14 protein-coding genes are annotated in these 20,862 nt (G+C 69.9%); 2 read left to right on the top strand and 12 right to left on the bottom strand.

Features of this window, described 5'->3' with window-relative positions; genetic code table 11:
- Positions 1-64: 64 nt before the first annotated feature.
- Complete coding sequence (gene proB, locus OG842_RS26265; protein ID WP_266733825.1) at positions 65-1,150, bottom strand: glutamate 5-kinase; 1,086 nt, start codon at positions 1,148-1,150, stop codon at positions 65-67.
- Between the two features lie 436 nt (positions 1,151-1,586).
- Between proB and OG842_RS26260 the strand changes: the two genes are divergently transcribed.
- Positions 1,587-3,626: a glycosyltransferase family 2 protein gene (locus OG842_RS26260; RefSeq protein ID WP_266733082.1), complete on the top strand. Its 2,040-nt coding sequence runs from the start codon at positions 1,587-1,589 to the stop codon at positions 3,624-3,626.
- Positions 3,627-3,712: 86 nt separating this feature from the next.
- Positions 3,713-4,312 (top strand): dTDP-4-dehydrorhamnose 3,5-epimerase, encoded by a 600-nt coding sequence (rfbC, locus tag OG842_RS26255; protein ID WP_266733081.1) that lies wholly within the window; start codon positions 3,713-3,715, stop codon positions 4,310-4,312.
- A gap of 73 nt (positions 4,313-4,385) precedes the next feature.
- Here the strand turns inward: rfbC and OG842_RS26250 are convergent, their stop codons facing one another.
- The 11 genes from OG842_RS26250 to OG842_RS26200 form a co-directional block, all read right to left on the bottom strand.
- Positions 4,386-5,180, bottom strand: a complete 795-nt coding sequence (locus OG842_RS26250) for a class I SAM-dependent methyltransferase (protein WP_266733080.1) — start codon at positions 5,178-5,180, stop codon at positions 4,386-4,388.
- Positions 5,181-5,351: 171 nt separating this feature from the next.
- On the bottom strand, positions 5,352-6,236 hold the full coding sequence (gene rfbD / locus OG842_RS26245; protein WP_266733079.1) for a dTDP-4-dehydrorhamnose reductase: 885 nt from the start codon (positions 6,234-6,236) through the stop codon (positions 5,352-5,354).
- A complete protein-coding gene (gene rfbB, locus OG842_RS26240; protein ID WP_124717742.1) occupies positions 6,233-7,219 on the bottom strand; it encodes a dTDP-glucose 4,6-dehydratase in 987 nt (328 codons plus the stop codon). Before rfbB ends, rfbD begins: the two co-directional genes overlap by 4 nt.
- Positions 7,216-8,286: a glucose-1-phosphate thymidylyltransferase gene (locus tag OG842_RS26235; RefSeq protein WP_266733078.1), complete on the bottom strand. Its 1,071-nt coding sequence runs from the start codon at positions 8,284-8,286 to the stop codon at positions 7,216-7,218. Before OG842_RS26235 ends, rfbB begins: the two co-directional genes overlap by 4 nt.
- Positions 8,287-8,423: 137 nt before the next feature.
- The gene (locus OG842_RS26230; RefSeq protein WP_266733823.1) at positions 8,424-9,635 is read right to left on the bottom strand and encodes a glycosyltransferase family 2 protein; all 1,212 of its coding nucleotides are present in this window, start codon (positions 9,633-9,635) and stop codon (positions 8,424-8,426) included.
- A 157-nt stretch (positions 9,636-9,792) separates the two neighbouring features.
- Positions 9,793-11,838, bottom strand: a complete 2,046-nt coding sequence (locus OG842_RS26225) for a hypothetical protein (RefSeq protein WP_266733077.1) — start codon at positions 11,836-11,838, stop codon at positions 9,793-9,795.
- Positions 11,839-11,971: 133 nt separating this feature from the next.
- Positions 11,972-13,471 carry a bifunctional cytidylyltransferase/SDR family oxidoreductase gene (locus tag OG842_RS26220; RefSeq protein ID WP_266733076.1) on the bottom strand — a complete coding sequence of 500 codons (1,500 nt, stop codon included), beginning with the start codon at positions 13,469-13,471 and terminating at the stop codon, positions 11,972-11,974.
- A gap of 289 nt (positions 13,472-13,760) precedes the next feature.
- Entirely contained in the window at positions 13,761-15,197 is a 1,437-nt protein-coding gene (obgE, locus tag OG842_RS26215) for a GTPase ObgE (protein WP_266733075.1), read from the bottom strand.
- 162 nt (positions 15,198-15,359) lie between these two features.
- Positions 15,360-15,617 (bottom strand): 50S ribosomal protein L27, encoded by a 258-nt coding sequence (rpmA, locus tag OG842_RS26210; protein ID WP_018103204.1) that lies wholly within the window; start codon positions 15,615-15,617, stop codon positions 15,360-15,362.
- 14 nt (positions 15,618-15,631) lie between these two features.
- Positions 15,632-15,952, bottom strand: coding sequence for a 50S ribosomal protein L21 (gene rplU / locus OG842_RS26205; protein ID WP_030921216.1), 321 nt, complete (start codon positions 15,950-15,952; stop codon positions 15,632-15,634).
- A gap of 783 nt (positions 15,953-16,735) precedes the next feature.
- Complete coding sequence (locus OG842_RS26200; protein ID WP_266733074.1) at positions 16,736-20,728, bottom strand: Rne/Rng family ribonuclease; 3,993 nt, start codon at positions 20,726-20,728, stop codon at positions 16,736-16,738.
- Positions 20,729-20,862: the final 134 nt, after the last annotated feature.

Raw genomic sequence — 20,862 nt, 5'->3', positions numbered from 1 at the left:
GATGGGGCGGTTTTCGTGAAGGTCCCTGCCCCGAGGCTGGACTTTCAGTCGTTTCAGGACTGTGTCAGGAGTGCAGTACGACCAGATCGTCTCTGTGTACGACCTCGCGCTCGTAGGCCGGACCGAGCTCCCGTGCCAGCTCGCGGGTGGAGCGGCCGAGCAGCTGCGGGATCTCCTTGGCGTCGAAGTTGACGAGTCCGCGGGCCACCGGCCGGCCTGCGAGATCGCGCAGTTCCACCGGGTCACCGGCGGTGAAATCGCCCTCGACCGAGGCGATTCCGGCGGGCAGCAGCGAGCTATGGCGTTCGACGACCGCCTGCACGGCCCCGTCGTCGAGGGTCAGTGAGCCCTGCGGGGTGGAGGCGTGGGCGAGCCAGAGCAGCCGGTCCGCGGAGCGGCGTCCGGTGCGGTGGAAGTACGTGCCGGTGTCGCGGCCGGCCAGGGCGTCGGCGGCCCGGCTCGCCGAGGTGAGGACGACGGGGACGCCGGCGGCCGTGGCGATCCGGGCGGCCTCGACCTTGGTGACCATGCCGCCCGTGCCGACGCCCGCCTTCCCGGCGCTGCCGATGGTGACGCCCGCCAGGTCCTCGGGCCCGGTCACCTCGGCGACCCGTGAGGTGCCCGGGGTGCTGGGGTCGCCGTCGTACAGGCCGTCCACGTCCGAGAGCAGGACCAGCAGATCCGCGCGGACGAGATGGGCGACGAGCGCGGCCAGCCGGTCGTTGTCGCCGAACCGGATCTCGTCGGTGGCGACGGTGTCGTTCTCGTTGACGACCGGGAGCGCGCCCATGTCCAGGAGCTGGTCGAGGGTGCGGTAGGCGTTGCGGTAGTGGGCGCGGCGGCTGGTGTCGTTGCTGGTGAGCAGCACCTGGCCGACGCGTACGCCGTAGCGTGCGAAGGAGGCGGTGTAGCGGGCGACGAGCAGTCCCTGGCCGACGCTGGCGGCAGCCTGCTGCCGGGCCAGGTCCTTGGGGCGGCGCACCAGTCCGAGCGGGGCGAGCCCGGCCGCGATGGCGCCGCTGGAGACGAGCACGATCTCGCGCTCCCCGCCGCTGCGCACCTTCGCCAGCACGTCGACGAGCGCGTCCACACGGTCCGCGTCGAGGCCGCCGGCCGCGGTGGTGAGGGAAGAGGAACCGACCTTGACCACGATCCTGCGGGCCTCTGTGACGCCTTGCCTTGCCCCTGACACTTCCATCCCCAATGATTCGGCCTCGCCCAGCCCCCGCAATCTACGCGAGCGGCGGATCCGGCGCCCGCGCGTTCCGCCCTCTGGACCTCCGGGCCCTGGCCCCCTGGACCTCCGGGCCTCCGGCTGGGGCCGCCGCAGCCCGGCAGTTCCGCCGCACCGGCCGTTCATGCGCGCGACCGCGCGCGTATACCGAATGTCCCGGGACTCCTCGGACGGTATCCGCGCACTGTCGGCAGGATCACGCCGAGCCGGTATGCGCAACCATCTCGGCATCTCGACCATCTAACAGCCGATAGGGTGCACGGCGGGTGGCTTCCTATGCCCATTTTCAGCAGTGCAGGCCCCGCACCCGCCGCCGGCCAAAGGGACTTCCAACAGACATGGGACAGCAGTAATGCCAGTCAAAGTAAGTGTCGTCATTCCTGTATACAACCCGGGCAAGTACATCGACCCCTGCATCGACTCGCTGCTGCGACAGACCCTCCCCGCAGGGGATTTCGAAGTTCTCTTCGTCAACGACGGCTCGACGGACGACACTCGTGAGCGACTCGAAAAGCTGGCCGGGGAGCACCCGCATTTCCGTGTGATCACCATCCCGAACTCCGGCTGGCCCGGGAAGCCCCGCAACATCGGTGTGGACGAGGCGAAGGGTGAGTACGTCCAGTTCGTCGACCAGGACGACTACCTCGCCTCCGGCGCCCTGCAGCGGCTGTACGACATGGGCCACCGCAACGGTTCGGACATCGTCATCGGCAAGGTGGCGAGCAACTTCCGCGGCGTCCCGCACGGCGTGTTCAAGAAGAACCGCGAGAAGTGCACCCTGCACGACGCTCCCCTGTACGACAGCCTCACACCGCACAAGATGTTCCGTACGGAGTTCCTCCGCGAGAACGGCATCGCCTACCCCGAGGGCAAGCGCCGGCTCGAGGACCAGCTCTACATGATGCAGGCGTACTTCCCCGCCAAGGTCGTCTCGATTCTCGGCAGCTACACCTGCTACTACTACTCCCGCCGGGACGACGGCCAGAACGCCGGATCCGCGAAGATCATCCCGTCCGGCTACTACGGCAACCTCCGCGAGGTCCTCGACGTCGTCGTGGAGAACACGGAGCCCGGCGAGTTCCGGGACATGCTGCTGCGCCGCTTCTACCGCGTCGAGATGCTCGGCCGGCTCAGCGAGCCCGCCGTCCTCAAGTACGACCCCGCATACCTGGACGAGATGTGCGACGCCGTCCAGGACCTGACCACGGACTTCATGCACGACGGGGTGCACGACGGGCTCGGCCCGGTGCTCCGGCTGCGCTCCACGCTGCTGCGCAACAACGACCGCCAGGGCCTCGTCCGGATCTCCCGCTTCGCCGCGTCGGTCAAGGCGGCTGCTCGCCTGGAGAAGTTCGCCTGGCGGCCGGACGGCAGGATCGACCTCACCATCAGCGGCCGCCTCGTCCACGGCGAGGACCAGGCCCCGCTGACGCTGCTGCGCCGCGACGGGCGCTACTTCCTGCACCCCGACATCACCGAGGGCCTGCTGCCGGACGGCGAACTCCTGGACGTCACCGACGACATGGCCGGGTTCTCCGCCGAGCTGTCGCTGCGCAACCGTGAGACCGCCGTCGAGTGGTCCTGCCCCGCGAGCTTCACCGCCCGCGTGGAGGAGCTCGGCGACGACGTCTGCGAGGTCGTCCTGCACGGCAGCGGCCAGATCGGCTCGGAGGCGGTCAAGGGCCGCGGCCGGGTGTCGCGCGGCTTCTGGGACGTCTGGGTGCCGCTGCGCGGTCTCGGTCTGGTCCGCAAGGCCCGGCTCGGCGCCGACCGCGCCCCGGAGGTGGACGCCGACTGCCTGCCCGCCTCGCTGGGCTCGCCGGCCCGTGCCGTCATTCCGTACTTCACCGACCCGCACGGCAACATCACCCTCGACGTGGCCCGCCGCGCCAAGAGGCTGGCCGAGTACCTCGAAGGCCGTCCGGTCCGCCGCTCCCCCTCCAGCCCCACCGAACTGCGGCTGGACCTGTTCACCACGTCCGCCACCGTGGCCTCCGCGACCACGCTGGTCCTGAGTCCGGCGGACGGCGGCGACGGGCCGTCCCACCAGCTCCGCACGATGCTGCGGCCCACCGACGGCCGGGCCCACCTCACCGTGCCCGACCGCGCGCCGGACGTCGCGCCCGGCACCTGGAAGCTCGGGGTCCGGCTGGACGGCGACAAGCACCCCGCGTTCCACCTCTGCGACGTCACCGTCGGCAAGGGCGGCCGGATCACCGTCCCCCGGAGCCTGCCCGCGATCGAGGCCGAGATCATGCAGGGGATCGTCGGCAGGCGCCGGAAGGCGAAGCTGCGCCGCGCGCTGCGTACCGTCGGCGGTCCCATCGTGCGCAGGCTCCCGGCCAAGAGCCGCAAGCGGGCGCGACGTCTCGCCGCCCGGTTCACCGGCTGACCGAGCCCCGTACCTCCGTACGTTTCCCACCAGAACACACCGGCCGGGTCCATCGGCCATGAGCAACAGAACAAGGACGTGATCGCATGCGGCAGCTCTCCATCGCAGGGGCCTGGGTGCATGAGCCCAAGGTCTTCCCGGACAGCCGCGGCAGCTTCCACGAGTGGTTCAAGGCGTCGGAGCTCAGCGAGGCCGTCGGCCACACGCTGCGGCTGGCGCAGGCCAACTTCTCCGTCTCCAGCCGGGGGACGCTGCGCGGGGTGCACTTCGCCGACGTACCGCCGAGCCAGGCGAAGTACGTCAAGTGCGTGCGCGGCGCGGTGCTCGACGTCATCGTGGACATCCGGGTCGGCTCCCCCACGTACAAGCAGTGGGAGGCCGTCCGGCTCGACGACGTGGACCACCACTCCGTGTACCTCGCCGAAGGCCTCGGTCACGCCTTCATGGCGCTGACGGACGACGCCTCGGTCGCCTATCTGTGCTCCGAGGGCTACGCGCCCGGCCGCGAGCACGGCATCAACCCGCTCGACCCCGAGCTGGGCATCGAGTGGCCGCAGGGGATCACCCCGCTGCTGTCCGACAAGGACGCCGCGGCGCCCTCGCTGGCCGAGGCCGAGGAACAGGGCCTGCTGCCCTCGTACGAGGCGTGCCAGGAGTACTACGCGCAGCTGCGGGCCCGCGGCTGAGCCGTCCGGGCCGGTACGCCGAAGCCCCCGTGGTCCGTTCGGATCACGGGGGCTTCGCGTCGTCCGGATGCGGTCAGCCCGTCACCGACTCGATGCGCGAGCGCAGCGGCGCGAACGCCGAGCGCGGGCGGCGCAGGTTGCGGGCGCGGGCCAGGGCCGGCCAGAAGTCGGCGCGGAGCAGCGCCTCGGGACGGACCGCGTTCTTGCGGACGAGCACCTCTTCGGGCACGTCCTGCGGGTCGGGTACGACGAACTCCTCGATGATCTTGTCGTACTCGTTCTTCAGGACGTTGTTCTCCGGGTCGGCGCCGAACACGGCGACCACGCCGGTCGGTTCGGTGTCCACCTCGACGACCAGCAGATCGGGGCGGTAGCGGCGCAGCACCTGCACCACCTTGTACACATCGCCGGTCCAGTACTTGGTGTGCCGGTCGCGGGCCGCCTCGTCGACGTCGCGCGGCAGCATGTCGTCGAGCACGATCACGCTCGACCAGCGGGAGTGCTTCTCCACGTTCATGAAGTCGCGCAGGGCGTACTCGAAGAGGTGCATCCCGTCGATGAAGGAGAGCTCCAGCTTCGGGTCTCCCCCGAGGACGTTGAGCGCGTCGCGGCGGGCGAGGGCGCGGAACGGGTTCCGGCCGTTGCGCAGGTGCAGCAGCGGGTCCTTGCGGGCGAAGAAGTCGTCGCTCGTGGCTCTGACCAGGTGGACGTCACAGCTGATGTCCGTCACGACCCGGAAGGCGGGGTCGACGGCGACGGAAGGGACCCGCGAGAGGGCCAGGCTTCTGCCGTCGTTGACCCCGATCTCCAGATAGTTCCGAGGCCGGTAGACGCGGTGCAGATGGCGCAGGAAGTCGTGGCGGTTCACGTGGAGCTGCCCTTCGGAGGAAACCAACTGGTCCGGTTCCCGGCGAAGTTACCTCATGACCGCACTGTGATGTAAGCGTTCTCCCCGATGTAAACCTTGGTTATGGATTTCTTTGAAATTCGACGAGATTCGACCAGCTATACGATCAATTGATGATCATGGCCGTTGTGGTCATGGCCGTTCTGCCGCGACAAGTGCCGGAAATGCTTCTTCAAGTGCCGCCCGCCAGTCCCGGACCGGTTCGATCCCGGCCGCGGCCCAGCGGTCGTGGCCCAGCACGCTGAACGCGGGCCGGGGGGCCGGCCGCACGAAGGCCTCACTGGTCGTGGGGCGGACCCGCTCCGGGTCGGTGCCGAGCAGCCGGAAGATCTCCCGGGTGAAGCCGAACCAGGTCGTCTCGCCGCCGCTGGTGCCGTGGTAGACGCCTGCCGGGGCGGTGCCCGCGAGGGCGGCCTGCCCCAGCCGGACCAGCCGGTCGGCCAGATCGACGGTCCAGGTGGGCTGACCGTGCTGGTCGTCCACCACGTCGAGGGTGTCCTTGATGCCCTCCAGCTTGATCATCGTACGGACGAAGTTGCCGCCGCCCGCGCCGTAGAGCCAGGCGGTGCGGACCACGTAACCGGTCTCCGGCAGGGTGCTCAGCACGGCCTGCTCGCCGGCCAGCTTGGTACGGCCGTAGGCGCTGCGCGGTCCGGTCGGGTCGTCCTCGGCGTACGGCTTCTCGCCGTCACCGGCGAAGACGTAGTCCGTGGAGACCTGGAGGAGAACGGCGCCGTGTCCGCGGCAGGCCTCGGCGAGGACACCGGGGCCCGTGCCGTTGACCCGCAGCGCGGCGTCCTCCTGGGACTCCGCGTCGTCGACGGCGGTCCAGGCGGCGCAGTTCACCACGACGGCGGGGCGGTGCTTCCCGAAGGCCGCCCGTACCGACTCCGGGTCGGCGATGTCCAGTGCCGCCCGGTCCGCGGCGACGGCGGTGACGTCCTCACCGGCCAGCCGGGCCAGGACGTCCTGGCCCAGCATCCCGGCGGCTCCGGTGACCAGCCAGACGGCGCTCACAGGGCGGCCCGGTCCTTCAGCGGCTCCCACCAGGCGCGGTTGTCGCGGTACCACTGCACGGTCTCGGCGAGACCGGTGCGGAAGTCCTTGCGGGGCTCGTAGCCGAGCTCCTCGCGGATCTTGGTGCAGTCGACCGAGTAGCGGCGGTCGTGGCCCTTGCGGTCCTCGACGTAGGTGACGCTGGTGTCCCAGTCGGCGCCGCAGGCGTCCAGCAGCAGGCCGGTGAGCTCCTTGTTGGAGAGCTCGGTGCCGCCGCCGATGTTGTAGACCTCGCCGGCCCGGCCCTTGGTGCGGACCAGTTCGATGCCCTGGACGTGGTCGTCGATGTGCAGCCAGTCGCGGACGTTGGCGCCGTCGCCGTAGAGCGGGACCGTCTTGCCGTCCAGCAGGTTGGTGACGAAGAGCGGGATGACCTTCTCGGGGAAGTGGTGGTGCCCGTAGTTGTTGGAGCAGCGGGTCACCCGCACGTCGAGGCCGTGGGTGCGGTGGTACGAGAGCGCGATCAGGTCGCTGGACGCCTTGGCCGCGGAGTACGGCGAGTTGGGCGCGAGCGGGTGGGTCTCGGGCCAGGAGCCCTCGTCGATCGAGCCGTAGACCTCGTCGGTGGAGATGTGCACGAAGGTCTTGATGCCCGCCAGGTGCGCGGCGTGGATCAGGGTGTGGGTGCCCACCACGTTGGTACGGACGAACTCGGCGCCGCCGTCGATGGAACGGTCCACGTGGGACTCGGCGGCGAAGTGCACCACCTGGTCGTGCTCGGCCATCAGCTTGGCGACCAGCTCCGGGTCGCAGATGTCACCCTGCACGAACCGGAAACCGGGGTGGTCGCGCACCTCGTCGAGGTTGGCCGGGTTGCCCGCGTAGGTGAGCTTGTCGAGCACGGTGACGGCGATGTCGCCGGGGCCCTCGGGGCCGAGCACCGTACGGACGTAGTGCGAGCCGATGAAGCCGGCGCCGCCGGTCACCAGGATGTTGGTGGTCATGAAGAGATCTGCACCTTGCTGTGGTCGCCGAGCACGAGTCGGTGGGCGGACGGGGAACGGGGGGCGGGGGTCACTTCGACGTCACGGCCGATGAGCGACGCCTCGACGCGGCGGACACCGGCGATGGAGGCGCCCCGCAGGACGATGGAGTACTCGATCTCGCTGTCCTCGATGCGGACGTCCTCCGAGACCGAGGTGAACGGGCCCACGTACGCGCCGCTGATCACCGAACGCGCGCCGATGATCGCGGGCCCGACGATGCGGCTGCCGCTGACCTTGGCGCCCGGCTCGATCCGGACCCGGCCGATGATCTCGCTGTCCGCGTCGACGTCGGCACCCTCCTGGAACGGCTCGACGGCCTCCAGGACGGTCCGGTTGACCTCCAGCATGTCGGTGACGTTGCCGGTGTCCTTCCAGTAGCCGCGGATCGTGGTGGAGCGCACGTCGCGCTTCTGGTCGATCAGCCACTGGATGGCGTGCGTGATCTCCAGCTCGCCGCGCCAGGACGGCTCGATCGAGCGGACCGCCTCGTGGATGGCGGGGGTGAAGAGGTAGACGCCGACGAGCGCCAGATCGCTCTTGGGCTCCTTCGGCTTCTCCTCCAGCGCCGCCACCCGGCCGTCGGCGTCGAGCTCCGCGACGCCGAAGGAGGTCGGGTTGGGCACCTGCGTCAGCAGGATCTGCGCGTCGGGCCTGTCCGCGCGGAACCCTTCCACCAGACCGGTGATCCCGCCGACGATGAAGTTGTCGCCGAGGTACATGACGAAGTCGTCGTCGCCCAGGAAGTCGCGGGCGATCAGCACCGCGTGGGCGAGGCCGAGCGGTTCGTCCTGCGGGATGTAGGTGACCTCGATGCCGAGCGCGGAACCGTCACCGACCGCCTCGCGGATCTCGGGGGCGGTGTCGCCCACGATGATGCCGACCTCGGTGATTCCGGCTTCCGCGATGGCTTCCAGCCCGTAGAACAGCACGGGCTTGTTCGCCACCGGAACCAGCTGCTTGGCCGAGGTGTGTGTGATGGGACGCAGGCGGGTGCCGGCCCCTCCGGATAGTACGAGAGCCTTCACGTGACCAGTCCCCATGGTGTTCTGTCGGTCCTGTCGCGGGCGCGACGTCCGAACGATTTTACTGAGCTTTTCTGAGTGTTCTTCAGCGAAACGGTCCTGCGGGTTCGCTCGGAGTCCGCCCGGCGGACGAGCGGCTGTCACTCCACGGCCAGCCGCGCCTTCCATCGCAGCACGTCGCGGCGCATCCTGCGGACCACCCGCCGGGAAAGCGAGGCCCGGCGGGCGGCCACCTTCGGCCGGTCGATGCGCTTGCCGTCGTGCCAGTCCGGCACGGTGACCTCGTAATTCAAGTCGGCCAGCCCGGCCGAGCGGTCGCGGAAGTGCGGGTACGCGAGGTAGAGCGTCCGGCCGTCGCGCGAGCCGACCACGTCGGGGACCGTCTTCGCCCGTATGTACCGCACCATCTCGACGAGCAGGTCCATCCTGCCCCGTGCCACACAGGCGAGACGCAGCCGCTCGGACACCTTGATCAGCCGGGCCACGCCGTCGTCCCAGTACGCGTCCATGAGCGGAGCCGCGAGTTCCATCTTGTGCCGCCGGACTTCCTCGGAATCCTTCAGCACCACGGGGCCGAACTGCTGGAGCATCCCGACGGTGAAGGGCCGGACCATGAGAAAGTCCCTTTTCGGACCGGCGGGCTCGATCCGGTGAATGAGGGCCATCATGGCGCGCATCGAGTCGAAGCGCCATTCATAGGTGCCGCTCTTCGTGACGTGCTTCCCGTCGTCACGGCCCACCAGGTAATAGCAGACGTAATTGGAGATCACCGAGACCCCGGCGCCCCGCAGATATGCCTCCATCGTGAAGAGGGCGTCCTCACCGGTCTTGAGATTCTCGTCGAATCTCAAGGAGAGCCGTTCCAGGAGTTCACGCCGGAAGAGCTTCTGGGCGCTCAGGGTGTAAATGACCTTGGAGTTGTAGACGTCGACCCGTTCCTTGGTGGCCCGCCACATCGACTGCGGCGCTCCCCGGTTCACGCCGACCACCTTGCCGAGCACCACATCGGTGCCCGCCCGGTCGGCCATGGCGACCATCCGCTCCAGGGCCTCGTCACCGAAGTAGTCGTCGGCGTCCAGGAAGAACACATAGCGGCCGCGGGCCAGGCCGATACCCACATTGCGCGGCCCGCTGGGCCCGCCGGAGTTCTTCTGTCTGACCACTCTGGTCGGGACCTTCGACCGCGCGGCGAATTCCTCCAGGTACTCGCCCGTTCCATCGGTGGAACCGTCGTCGACCGCGACGATTTCGATGCGGTCGGCGCCGAGGGTCTGCGCCTCCACCGATTCGAGACAACGGATGAGGTAGGGCATCGCCTCATATGCGCCGACAACCACAGTCACGTCAGGAATTTGCGTCTCGTTCACACAAACAGAAGACAGTCGGCCCGGTCCATTGGTTGTCTCACGCCACACAACCAAAAAGTGACACTCATCACAAAAGCCCGGCACAACCCTTTGGGGGGTATGCCGGGCCTTGCTCGATCATGTAAAGCGAATGGTCGACTTCTCAGCCGCCCACGGGTTCGCCCAGGCTCTTCGCCACTCCGGTGTTCCGGGCGTCGGACTTGGCCGCGAGCTCCTTCACGGCCGTGTCGAACTGCACCATCGAGGTGGGCTCGTCCGGTCCGAGGAGGTACTGCTTCAGCTCGCGCCTGGCGTCCGCCCGCGCGTCCGTGGCCGGAGACGTCACCGCGGTGAGCAGTTCGTCCAGCTCGGCCGCCGAGTTGGACAGGATCACCGCGGCGCGCACGGCGGTGTTCTGCCGGCGGAACTCGTCCTCGCCCAGTTCGGCCGAGTCCGTGACCGCGTACGGCTTGCCGCTCGCGATGAAGTCGGACACCACGCTGGAGATGTCCGAGACCATGGCGTCCGACTCGTTGAAGCAGTCGTACAGCCGCATCTGGGCACCGGTGATGACCCGGTGCTCCCACCAGCCCTGCGCACGCCAGGACGCGGCGTTCCACTCGTCCTTGAGCTTCGCCGTCTCGGCCTCGCGCGCCGGGTCGGCCAGCGAGTCCCGGGACAGCTCGGCCTCGTCCCGGGCGGTGCGGCCACCGCCGGCCAGCTCGGCCAGCCGCGCCTCGATACGGACCAGCTCGGCCCGCGCCGCGGCCTGCTCGCCCTGGAGCGCGGCCGACTGCTCCGCCCAGCGGGGGTCGCCGACGCGCTCGGCGGCGGCCTGCTCGATCATCGCGGTGATGCGCAGGTGCACGGCCTTGGCCTTGGCGCTGCGGGTGCCGGTGAAGGGGTGCGGCTTGTACAGCAGCCGGACCGGCTCCTCGGCCTCCAGCAGCCGCCTGACGATGTTCTCGCCGGCCAGCAGCAGGGAGGTGTTGCCCGGGTTGTCGTCCCAGCCCTCCCAGGTGGGGGCGTACAGCACGGTCGGGATCGGGTTCTTCTGCGTACCGGACCAGGACTCGATGGTGGCCAGCTGCGGGCGGCCCACCTCCACGATGTCCTCGTCGCGCACCCCGACGTCGGCCAGCGCGTAACGGTCGCGGCCGGCCCGGCCCGCGGTCCACACCTCGTCGTACACCTTGCTGTACGGGTTGACGCTGGCGATCTTGTCGCTGTCGCCGTGGCCGATGAAGACGTGCTTCATCGTCGGCACCCGGAGCAGGTGGATGTTCTTGCCGACGTTGGCCGCGTAGAGCGCGACCCGCACCGACGAGAGGTCCAGGTTCATCAGGTGCACGCCACCGGGCACGCAGAGCACCGGCACCGAGGTCGTGGCGAGCTGCGGCACGATGTTGCGCTCACGGAGCAGGATCATCGGCCGGCCGCCGAGCTGCGCCATCGTCTCCAGCCACATGTTGACCTGGTAGGCGGAGTCCTTGGAACCGGAGAAGTACAGCATCACGGTCGGCTGGTACTCGGCGAGCCAGTCGCCCACCGCGTTGAGGACCTTGGTCTCCGGGGGTACGAGCCGGCTCGGCCGGACGTACGGCAGCAGCGCCGCCAGGTAGCAGACCGCGAGAACGAGCGTCAGGCCGAGGCCGATGTACGCGATGGCGTCCTTGCCGGTCTCGACCGCGACGAGCACACCCACCATCGAGAAGACGTCGAGGTGCAGCATCTTCTCCGCGGGCCGGCTCATCAGGCTCTGCGGCGGGGCATCCGCTATCCGCACCGACGCCAGGTCGATGTTGCGGGTGACCACCGGAAGCTTGCGGCGGAGCCGGATCAGGGTGACCATCGCGCTCTGCGGCGCCTGGAGTCCGTAGAACGCCAGGAGACAGGCGACCGTCACGTAGAAGAGCGTCTCCTCGCCGTATCCCATGCGGGAGAGCAGCAGGACGAGCAGCAGCTGCCGGACCAGGAAGCGGATCGAAAGCCCCGCCCGCACCGCGGCGAGCCGGTTGATCAGGTAGCTGCCGCAATGGTGCAGATACCGGTCCGCGAGATAGGTGGCCGCGGTGGCCGCGGCGAAGAACCAGAGATTGGGGATTATCGCCGCGAGCATTATGCACGGGAACCCCAGAGCCACCAGGAGCGCGGCGGCCAGCTCCGAACCGCTGCCCACCCGAGCCAAACGCATGGCTTTCGAAATCACGAAGTACCGCTCCCGAGGGTGCCGACTTGTTTACCTTACGAGGGGAATGTGAAGACAGAGCTTCACGAATTCGGACCCCTGCAGTTCGCACGCGGCGACTGCAGGGGTCCGAATAATCGATTGTCAAGCAGTATTACACATCGGCCTGTCGGTCCAGGACAGCGGCAAGGGCCTGCTCGAAACCGGACGCCTCGGAGGCACCCCGGGTCGGGTCCTGCTGGCGTACGTCGATGACGTGGCCGGTCATCTCCGAGAGCAGCACGTCGAGCGAGGTCCGGGCGACCGCCTCCGAGGAGAGCAGCGTGCCCGCGGGCTCGTCGCCGAACGCCTTGGTGCGCATCGGGGTGGCGGTGCGCTCGGGGTTCACGCAGTTCACCCGCACGCCGTCGGCCGCCCACTCGTCCGAGAGCGCCTGGGTGAGGTTCACCATGGCGGCCTTGGTCGACGAGTAGAGGCTGTACTCCGCGCGGCCCCGGGTGTAGCTGCTGGAGGTGTAGAGCAGCAGCTGGCCCCTGGTCTCGGCGAGGTACTTGTACGAGGCGCGGGCGATCTGCACGGGTGCCAGGTAGTTGACGTTCAGCGCTTCCTGGATGACCGCGCTGTCCGTCTCGGCGAGCTTGCCGATGCGGAGCACGCCTGCGGTGTTGATCACGTAGTCGACGCGGCCGGTGTCGGCGTACGCCTTGGAGAGCGCCTCGTCGATGTGCTCGGGGTTCTCCACGTGCGTACCGGTGGTGGAGCGGCCCAGGGCATAGACGGTGGCGCCGTAGGACTCGGCGAGCGTCGCGATGTCCGCGCCGATGCCGTACGAGCCGCCGAAGACGACGAGGGTCTTGCCGGTGAGCAGCTCGCGGTAGGCGGCGTCGTCGGCCGGCTGCGGAGCGGCCGTGGAGGCCAGCTGGAAGAGCTTGTCGGCGATGAAGACGTCGACCGGCTGGGTGACCTTCATGTTGTACTCGTCGCCCGCCACGACGTAGATCGGCACGTCGGGGAGGTACTTGAGCACGACCGAGCAGTCGTCGGTGGCCTGGAAGTTCGGGTCGCCGGCTGCGACCTCGTAGGCCCTGCGGATCGTGGAGAGCTTGAAGGCCTGCGGCGTCTGGCCACGGCGCAGCCGGGAGCGGTCGGGCACATCGGTGATGAACTCGCCGTCGCCGCCGTGGGTGCGGGTCACGATGATCGTGTCCGCGGACGGGATGGCGACGTCGACCGCCTGGTAGCGGTCCAGTGCGTCGACGCAGTCCTTGATGACGCGCTGCGAGAGCAGCGGGCGCACGGCGTCGTGGAAGAGGACGTTGCGGTCCTCGCCCTCGGCCAGGCCCTCGCCGAGCGCCGCGATGGCACGCTCGGTGGTCTCGTTGCGCGTGGAGCCGCCCTCGATCACCTTGGTGACCTTGGTGAGCCCCGCCTTGGCCACGATCTTCTCCACGTCGGGCACGTAGCCCGGAGCCATCAGCACGATGACGTCGTCGATGGAGTCGGCCTGCTGGAAGATCGACAGCGTGTGCTCGATGACAGCCTTGCCTGCGATCTTCAGCAGCTGCTTGGGAATGGACAGACCCACGCGCTGGCCGGTACCGCCGGCGAGCACGACTGCTGTGGTTCGGGCTTTGGCTATGTGCTGAGCAGACACAGACGACCTACCTTGCGAGGGCTGGGAGATACCGCGATGGTTGCACTCTCCGTTACCGTCTCGCAAGGTGGACGTCGGCCACCGCATGCCGTACCGAAACCTTTTGTTGCCTTGCGATCAGGGCGGATACCGGAATTAACGCTTCCTGGCCAGGTGACCGACGCCACACGAGTGAGCGGCATGATTCACCCTTGAGCGGGTCCGGTTCCCCCGGACGTATGACGCGGAGAACGTGCGCGGCCGCCGGACAGGCTTGCGGAACAGCCTGCCCGGCGGACCGGTGCGCGGTCTAGAAGGGGTTGAACTCGTCGAACTCGCGCTGGGCCTCGTCGCGATCCGACTCGCGCTCGCGGCGGCGCTGCGCCGCCGGGCGCGGTGCTTCGAGCCGGTGGTCCTCGCCACGACGGCCGAGCATCTCCGCACCGGCAGCCAGGGTCGGCTCCCAGTCGAAGACGACCGCGTTGTCCTCGGCGCCGATGGCGACGCCGTCGCCCGCACGGGCACCGGCCTTCACCAGTGCGTCCTCGACACCGAGGCGGTTGAGCCGGTCGGCCAGGTAGCCGACGGCCTCGTCGTTGTTGAAGTCGGTCTGGCGCACCCAGCGCTCCGGCTTCTCGCCGCGCACCCGGTAGATGCCGTCCTCCTCCAGGGTGACGGTGAAGCCCGCGTCGTCGACGGCCTTCGGGCGGATGACGATCCGGGTCGCCACCTCCACCGGCTTGGCCGCACGCGCCTCGGCGACGATGCCCGCGAGCGCGAAGGAGAGCTCCTTCAGACCGGTGTGGGCGATGGCGGACACCTCGAAGACGCGGTAGCCGCGCTCCTCCAGGTCCGGACGGATCATGTCGGCGAGGTCCTGGCCGTCCGGGATGTCGACCTTGTTGAGGACGACGATGCGGGGCCGGTCCTCCAGGCCGCCGTACTGCTTCAGCTCCTCCTCGATGATGTCGAGGTCGGAGACCGGGTCCCGATCGGACTCCAGCGTCGCGGTGTCCAGCACGTGCACCAGCACCGAGCAGCGCTCCACGTGCCGCAGGAACTCCAGGCCGAGGCCGCGGCCCTGGCTGGCGCCCGGGATCAGGCCGGGGACGTCGGCGACGGTGTAGACGGTGCTGCCCGCGGTGACCACGCCGAGGTTCGGGACCAGGGTCGTGAAGGGGTAGTCGGCGATCTTCGGCTTGGCCGCCGACAGCACGGAGATCAGCGAGGACTTGCCGGCGCTCGGGTAGCCGACCAGCGCGACGTCGGCGACGGTCTTGAGCTCCAGGACGATGTCCCGGGCCTCACCGGGCTCGCCGAGCAGCGCGAAGCCGGGGGCCTTGCGCCGGGCGGAGGCCAGCGCGGCGTTGCCGAGGCCGCCGCGGCCGCCCTGGCCGGCGACGAACGTGGTGCCCTGGCCGACCAGGTCGGCGAGCACATCGCCGTTGCCGTCGAGCACGACCGTGCCGTCGGGCACCGGCAGGACCAGGTCCTGGCCGTCCTTGCCGGAACGGTTGTCGCCCGCGCCGGGCTGGCCGTTGGTGGCCTTGCGGTGGGGGTGGTGGTGGTAGTCGAGGAGCGTGGTGATCGCCTGGTCGACGACCAGGGTCACATCGCCGCCGCGGCCGCCGTTGCCGCCGTCCGGACCGCCGAGCGGCTTGAACTTCTCACGGTGTACGGAGGCACAGCCGTGGCCCCCGTTACCCGCGGCGACATGCAGCTCGACGCGGTCCACGAAGGTGGTCATGGTTGAAACCTCCAGTTACATACATGCAGAAATGTCTCACTCGTGCTGTCCCCATGGCGGAGAAAGCCGTCTCTCATGGGAGAAACACGCGAAAGGCGGACCCGCTTCCCGTACGGGAAGTGAGGTCCGCCTCCGCAGAAACCGCTCGACGAGCGCCGAAAATCAGCCGGCGATCGGAACGATGTTCACGACCTTGCGGCCACGGTGCGTGCCGAACTCGACCGCACCGGCGGCGAGAGCGAACAGCGTGTCGTCGCCGCCACGGCCGACGCCCGTGCCCGGGTGGAAGTGGGTGCCGCGCTGGCGGACCAGGATCTCACCGGCGTTGACGGCCTGACCGCCGAAGCGCTTCACGCCGAGCCGCTGAGCATTGGAATCGCGCCCGTTCCGGGTGGACGATGCGCCCTTCTTGTGTGCCATGTCTCCTCAGTCCCTTACTTCGCAGCCGCGGGGATACCGGTGACCTTGATCGCCGTGTACTGCTGGCGGTGACCCTGGCGACGGCGGTAGCCGGTCTTGTTCTTGTAGCGAAGGATGTCGATCTTCGCGCCCTTGTGGTGGTCCACGACCTCGGCCTGGACCTTGATCCCGGCCAGCACCCACGGGTCGCTGGTCACGGCGTCGCCGTCGACCACGAGCAGGGTCGAGAGCTCGACCGTGTCGCCAACCTGGGCAGTGGAAATCTTGTCAACCTCAACGATGTCACCGACAGCAACCTTGTGCTGGCGGCCACCGCTGCGCACGATGGCGTACACGCGGATCTCTCTCTCGCTCGGAACGGAGCCCCTGATGCCAGCCGCCCGCGCAGGCCGGGGCCCGCGACGATCCGGAAGGATGAGCGGCCTCTCCTGACGAACGAATCCGCCGGGAGGAATGTGCTCAGGGGAAGGCGCGCATGGAAAAACACGCCGATGGACAAGGTTACGGGGCCGCCTCCTGACGGTCAAACCGGGCCTCCGGCCTGATCCGCGGCAGGCGACGGACCGGGCACGCGGTTCAGCTCCGGCACCCCCCGACACCCTCGCTCCGCTCCCCTGAGGCGATGCCCTCGGGCCCTCACCGGGGATTCATCCGGCGCCTCCGACAGAAGCAAGAAAAAACGAGCAGAAAATGCCGGAGCTGCCGCCTCTGAATTTGCGATGACCCCAATTCTGGCGGCCGCGAGATCGTCGGGTCCGGCACCAATGCGTCTTTCCGGACGGGGAAATTCGGCTCGTTCCGGCCCGGGCTTCAGCAGCAGGAGAAGGGGGGGCTACTGAGTCGGCGGCGGCCACGGGCTGTCCAGTGGAGCGAGACCGACCGGGCTGCTGATGCGTAGCGGCTGGTCCGGCCGAGTCCCGGTCCGATCCGCGATGGAGTGGCTCGCCCTCAAGAGCTTCCGCGCGGCTGTCGACGTCGATTGGCGGGCCCTTGCACGGGGCCCTTGCACGTCCGTGTGTACGCCGCGGTATCGAGCTGCCGGACAAAAGCCGCCGGACAAAAAGAAGAGGTGCTGCCCCCTCCGGGGGACAGCACCTCTCCTATCCGCTGGCTGTCGCCTACGCCTCGGCGTCGGCCGAGACGGCGGACTGCGGCGACTTCTCCGCGGCGACCGTCTTCTTGGCTGCTGCCTTCTTGGCCGTCGTCTTCTTCGCGGCGGTCTTCTTGGCAGCCGTCTTCTTGGTGGCCGCCTTCTTGGCAGTGGCCTTCTTGGCGGTCTTGCGGGCCGCCTTCTTGGCCGGGGCCACCGCTTCGGCGGTCTCGGCGTCAGGCGTCGGCTCGGCTTCGGGCTTCGGCTCGGCTTCCAGCTTCGGCTCGGCCGTGACGGTCACCACGACGACCTCCGCCCCGTCCGCACCGGCGGGCGAGCCCGCAGGGGCGGTGACCTTGCGGGTCACCCGGCGACGCGCACGCGGCGGGGCGGCCTCGGGGGCCACCTCCTCGGGTGCGGCCTCGGGCTGCGCGGCCTCGACGACCGGCTCGGCGGCCGGCGCCTCGGCGACCGGCTCGACCGGGGCGGGCGAGCCCGCCGGGGCGGTCGCCTTCCGGGTCGCCCGACGGCGCGTACGGCCCTGGGGCGCCTCGGCCGCGGGGGCCTCCTCGACCACCGGGGCCGGGGCCTCGGCGACCGGCTCCGGCTCCACGACCGGCTCGGGCTCCGCGACCACGACCGGCTCCGGCTCGACGACGGCCGGGGCAGCGGCGGCCGCGGCCTTCGGGGCGCCGGCCGTGGCCGTTGCCTTACGGGTCGCGCGGCGACGGCCACGGCCGCGCGTTGCGGCCGCCTCGGCCTCGGCCGGGCTGCTGTACAGCTCCTCGTCCGGCACGAACTCCGGCTCGGGCAGCGCCACGGGGGCGGCCACCTCGGCAGCCACCTCGGCCTCGGTCTCGACCTCTGTCACGGTTTCGGCCTCGGCCACGTGCTCGTGGTCGACGCCGCCCCGGCCGCGCTTCTTGGAACGCTTGCCGCCGCCACCGACCGTGGTCGGCTGCTCCATGTGCACGATGACACCGCGGCCGTTGCAGTGGACGCACGTCTCGGAGAAGGACTCCAGCAGCCCCTGGCCCACCCGCTTGCGGGTCATCTGGACCAGGCCCAGCGAGGTGACCTCGGCGACCTGGTGCTTCGTACGGTCGCGTCCCAGGCACTCCAGCAGGCGCCGCAGCACCAGGTCCCGGTTGGACTCCAGCACCATGTCGATGAAGTCGACGACGACGATGCCACCGAGGTCGCGCAGCCGCAGCTGGCGCACGATCTCCTCGGCCGCCTCCAGGTTGTTCTTGGTGACGGTCTCCTCGAGGTTGCCGCCCTGACCGGTGAACTTGCCGGTGTTGACGTCGACGACGACCATCGCCTCGGTCTTGTCGATCACCAGCGAGCCGCCGCTCGGCAGATAGACCTTGCGGTCCAGCGCCTTCATCAGCTGCTCGTCGATCCGGTACGTCGCGAAGATGTCGACCTCGGAGGTCCACCGCGACAGGCGGTCCGTCAGGTCGGGCGCGACCTGCGAGACGTATCCGTAAATGGTCTCCCACGCGTCGTCGCCGCTGACGATGACCTTGGAGAAGTCCTCGTTGAAGATGTCGCGGACGACCCGGACGGTCATGTCCGGCTCGCCGTAGAGCAGGGTCGGCGCGTTGGAGCTGCCGGTGCTCTTCGACTTCTTCTGGATGTCCTCCCACTGCTGCTGGAGCCGCTCGACATCGCGGCGCAGCTCGTCCTCGCTCGCGCCCTCCGCTGCGGTACGGACGATGACGCCCGCATCCTCGGGGACGATCTTCTTGAGGATGGTCTTCAGCCGGGCCCGCTCGGTGTCGGGCAGCTTGCGGCTGATGCCGGTCATCGAGCCCTCGGGCACGTAGACCAGGTAGCGGCCGGGCAGCGAGACCTGGCTGGTCAGGCGGGCGCCCTTGTGGCCGATCGGGTCCTTGGTCACCTGGACGAGGACGGACTGGCCGGACTTGAGCGCGGTCTCGATACGACGCGGCCCATGGGCCATGCCGAGCGCCTCGAAGTTGACCTCACCGGCGTACAGGACGGCGTTGCGGCCCTTGCCGATGTCGACGAAGGCGGCCTCCATGGACGGCAGTACGTTCTGCACCTTGCCCAGGTAGACGTTGCCGACGTAGCTGGTGGCCTGCTCCTTGTTGACGTAGTGCTCGACGAGCACGTTGTCCTCGAGGACGCCGATCTGGGTGCGCTCGCCGTTCTGGCGGACGACCATGACCCGCTCCACGGCCTCGCGGCGGGCCAGGAACTCGGCCTCGGTGATGATCGGGACGCGACGGCGGCCCTGCTCACGGCCTTCACGGCGGCGCTGCTTCTTGGCCTCCATACGGGTCGAGCCCTTGATGGACTGGACCTCGTCGAAGCCGGTGCCGGGCTCCCGCTCCTCCTTCTTGCGGGGCTCGCGGACCTTGACGACCGTGCGCTCCGGGTCGTCCGTACCGCTGTCGACGTCGGCGGAGACATCCCCGCTGCGGCGACGACGACGGCGCCGGCGACGGCTGCTGCTCGAACCGGCGGCGGAGGCCTCGTGGTCCTCGTCCTCCTCCTCGGGCTCCTGGGCGCGCTCCTGCTCGTCCTCGGCGTGGTCGGCGGCGGCCTCGTCGCCGTACTGCTCGGCGGCCTCGTCACCCTCGGCGGCCTCGCCGCGACGACGCCGACGGCCACCACGACGGCGACGGCGCGAGGGCCGGTCCCCGTACTCGTCCGTCTCCTCGGCCTCGTGCTCGGCCTCGACCTCGGCCTCGGTCTCCGGCTCCTCCTCGGCCGGCTCCTCCACGGGAGCCACGGCCTGCTCGGGCTCGGCGGCCTCACCGCGACGGCGGCGACGGCGGCGCGAACCGCCCTGCGGCGCGGCCTCGGCGGCCGGGGCCTCGACGGTGGCCGTCGGCTCCTCGACCGTCTCGGCCTCTTCCTCGGCCTCGACCTCTTCGTAGCGCGACGCCGCCGCAGCGGCGGCCGCGGTCTCCGGGGTCTGGAACATCGGCTCGGCAAAGACCGGCGCCTGGAACACGGCCACGGCGGGGCGCGCGGCGCGACGGCTCTTGCGTACGGGCTCCTCGGCCTTGGCCGTGAACTCCGGCCGGCCGGCGGGGGCGGTGGCCCGGCGGCGCTGACGGCCGCGCGGCGCGGCCTCCTCCGCCTCGGCGGGCTCAGCGGGCTCGGCAGCCTCGGGCACGCTCTCGCCGGTCTCCTCGGTCTTTTCGGCGGCCTTCGGCGCGCCTGCCGGGGAGGTCGCCTTGCGGACCGCACGGCGACGGCCGCGCGGGGCCTCGACGGCCTCGGCGACGGGCTCGGTGACCTCTTCCGTCTCGGCGGCCGCGGGCGCGGCGCTCTCCACGACCGGCTCGACGTGCTGCGGGGCACCGGCCGGGGCCGACGCCCTGCGCCGGGTGCGACCGCGCGGCGCGGGCTCGGGCTCGGCGATCTCGGCGGCCGGCTCGGGCTCGACGGCGGCCGGTGCCTCCTCGACGATCTCCACGGCTTCGGCGGCCTGCGGCGCACCCGCCGGAGCGGTCGCCTTACGGACCGCACGACGACGCGGACGCGCGGACGCAGCCTCCACGACCTCAGCGGCCTCTTCGACCTCGGCCTCGGCAACCGGCGCGGCGGCCTCGGCGGCCTTCGGCGCACCCGCCGGGGAAGTCGCCTTACGGACCGCACGACGACGCGGACGCGCAGGCGCAGCCTCCACGACCTCAGCGGCCTCTTCGACCTCGGCCTCGGCAACCGGCGCGGCGGCCTCGGTCACCTCGGTGGCCTGCGGCGCACCCGCCGGAGCGGTCGCCTTGCGGACCGCACGACGACGCGTGCGGGCGGGCGGCGCGGCTTCCTCCGTCGCGGCGCTCTCGGCGTCGGCGGGCTTTTCGGACACTGCGGCGTCAACGGCCGGTATGGCGGGCGCGGCCGAAGCCTGGGCTTCCGCCACCGGCGGACCGGCCGGGCGGGACGCTGCGCGGCGCCTGCGGCGCGGCGGCAGCTTGTCTCCGGGTGCGTTGTTCTCTTCGGCGTTCCCGGTCGTGCCGGGTTCGTTGGGCTGGGGCATGCGGGCGGTTCTCCCGTCAGGCTCCCGGGCGCCGCGCCTGGTTCCGGTCCGGCACGGTCCGCGTGATGTACGCGGCTCCGCCGTCCGGGGCGCGGGCGCCGCACGGGAGCTCAATGTCTGGCTCGCCGGTTCCG

This window comes from Streptomyces sp. NBC_00376, from assembly GCF_036077095.1.
In the GTDB taxonomy this organism is placed as follows: Bacteria; Actinomycetota; Actinomycetes; order Streptomycetales; family Streptomycetaceae; genus Streptomyces.
This window is presented reverse-complemented; position numbering and strand designations above follow the sequence as displayed.